At 67.9% G+C, this 2,363-nt stretch carries 2 protein-coding genes; both read left to right on the top strand.

The features are described 5' to 3' along the window. Nucleotides 1-125: 125 nt before the first annotated feature. A complete protein-coding gene (gene istA / locus IG90_RS0138520) occupies nucleotides 126-1,541 on the top strand; it encodes an IS21 family transposase (protein ID WP_026244148.1) in 1,416 nt (471 codons plus the stop codon). After that, a complete protein-coding gene (gene istB / locus IG90_RS0138525) occupies nucleotides 1,538-2,308 on the top strand; it encodes an IS21-like element helper ATPase IstB (RefSeq protein ID WP_019526974.1) in 771 nt (256 codons plus the stop codon). The genes istA and istB overlap by 4 nt, the downstream gene beginning before the upstream one ends. The last annotated feature ends 55 nt before the right edge of the window (nucleotides 2,309-2,363 follow it).

A 2,363-nucleotide genomic window follows, 5' to 3' on the forward strand; every position in this document is an offset into this window, starting at 1 on the left:
TGTCGGCGTACAAGCGAACGTGCACCACCTCGTACGGATGAAAGTGCACCATTCCTGATGCGGTGACGGGGTGCCGGCCGTGAGTCTGCTGCTGTCGTTTCGGGGCGGCAGGGAGGCGGCTGACGGTGGTCTTGGATCCACATCGATGGCTGGAGTTGAGGCGGTTCCGGCCGCTGTACGAGTCCGGTGCGATGAGCCTGCGGGAGATCGCGAAGGAGACCGGGCTGAACCGCCGGACGGTCAGCAAGTACCTCAAGGACCCGGCCTCGCTCGCGCCGCCGAAGAGAGAAGTAGCAGATCAGCGGCCTCGGCGGGTGGTGGACGAGGTCGCGCCGCTGATCGACGCGATGCTCAGGTCCGAGATCCTGCTCAAGGGGAAGGTGATTCACGAGCGCCTCGTCCAGGAGTACGGGGCCAGCATCAACTACCAGCGGGTGAAGCTCTATCTGCAGGAAGCCCGGCCTCGGATCGCGGACGAGTTGGGCATTAGCCCGGGCGAGCTCGCGGGCCTGCACCGGCGGTTCGAGGTCGTCCCGGGTGCTCAGGCCCAGGTCGACTGGGGCGACGAAGGCAAGATCCTCGCCCATGTCGGCATCCCGAAGGTTTACTCCTTCCACATGACGCTGTCGTACTCGCGCGACCCGTTCTGCTGCTTCACCACCAGCCAGGACCTGGCGACGTTCTTCGACTGCCACCGGGCCGCGTTCGCGCACTTCGGCGGGGTGCCGATGAGCATCGTCTACGACCGCACCAAGACGGTCGTGCGTCGGCACGTCGCCCCGGGTGAGGCGGTTCCGTTGCATCCGGAGGCGGTCGCCTTCGCCGGGCACTACGACTTCGACATCGATGTGCTGGCCGCCTACCGGCCCCAGGGCAAAGGCCGGGTCGAGCGCCAGGTCGGCATCGTCCGCGACCATGTCCTGGCCGGGCGGGCCTTCTCCTCCATCGAGGAGCTGAACGCCGCCTTCGCTGCCTGGGTACCACTGCGGCGGGCGAAGGTCCACGGCACCCACGGCGAAGTCATCGGACACCGGGCCGTGCGCGACCACATGGCCCTGCGTCCGCTGCCGGCGACCCCCTACGTGGTCACCCAGCGGCATCTGCGGCATGTCGGCAAGGACTGCCTGGTCGCCTTCGACGCGAACCTCTACTCGGTGCCCGCCCGCAAGGTCCGCCCCCGCCAGCTGATCGAGATCCGGGCCACGAAGTCCCAGGTCAGCCTGCACTCAACCGTCCCGGGTCCAGGTGGCCAGACCTTGCTGGCCGTTCACCCGCGGGCTGTTGGACGAGGCGCCCGCATCGTGGATGAGACGCACTGGGACGGCCTTCCCACCGGTGCCGGCCGCCGCGTCACCACCGGCGTTGGCGCTCTGCCCTCACCCCGCCGCAGCCAGCCACCGAAGGCGGAGGCCGGACCGCTGCAGGCTCTGCTGAACCGGGCCGCCGCCGCGAACATCGAGGTCGGCCGCCGCCCGCTGTCGGTCTATGACGAGCTGACCGGCACCCGACCCTTCACCGCCCCGACCAAGGAAGCCCGTTGAGCGAGCTGACCAGCACCCGCATCCGCACCACCGCCGCCAAGCTCGGCCTGCCGCACCTGGCCGAGGCCCTGAACCAGTACGTCCAGCGGGCGGACGAGGCCAAGATGGGCTACCTCGACCTGCTCGACCTGGTGCTGTCCGAGGAACTCGCCGTCCGCGACGACCGCCGCTTCCGCAACGGCCTGCGGCTGTCGAAGCTGCCGCACCACAAGACCCTGGAGGACTACGACTTCTCCTTCCAGCCCGACCTCGACCCGCGCAAGGTCAAGGACCTGGCCACCCTCTCCTTCGTCGAGGACAAAGCCAACGTCGCCCTGCTCGGGCCGCCAGGGGTCGGCAAGACACACATCGCCGTCGCCCTGGCCGTCGCGGCCTGCCGGGCCGGCTACTCGATCTACTTCACCAGCCTCGACGACATGGTCCGCCACCTCAAGGCCGCCGAGGACCAGGGCCGGCTGATCAGCAAGCTCACCAGCTACCTCCGCCCCGCGGTCCTCGTGGTCGACGAGGTGGGCTACCAGCCACTGGAGCGGACCGAAGCGAACCTGGTCTTCCAGGTCATCTCCAAGCGTTACGAGAAGGGCTCGATCATCCTGACCTCGAACAAGACATTCGGCGAATGGGGCCAGGTCTTCGGCGACGAGGTCCTGGCCACCGCGATCCTCGACCGCCTCCTGCACCACTGCGAGGTCCTCCCGATCAACGGCAACAGCTACCGGCTCAAGAACCGCCTCCAGGCCATCGAACGGGACACCGACGTAGCCTGAGCAGTGGTGCACACAACTTCGTACTCGGTGGTGCACTCAGATGAGTACGCGGACA

Source organism: Streptomyces anulatus (assembly GCF_000721175.1).
GTDB lineage: Bacteria > Actinomycetota > Actinomycetes > Streptomycetales > Streptomycetaceae > Streptomyces > Streptomyces anulatus_C.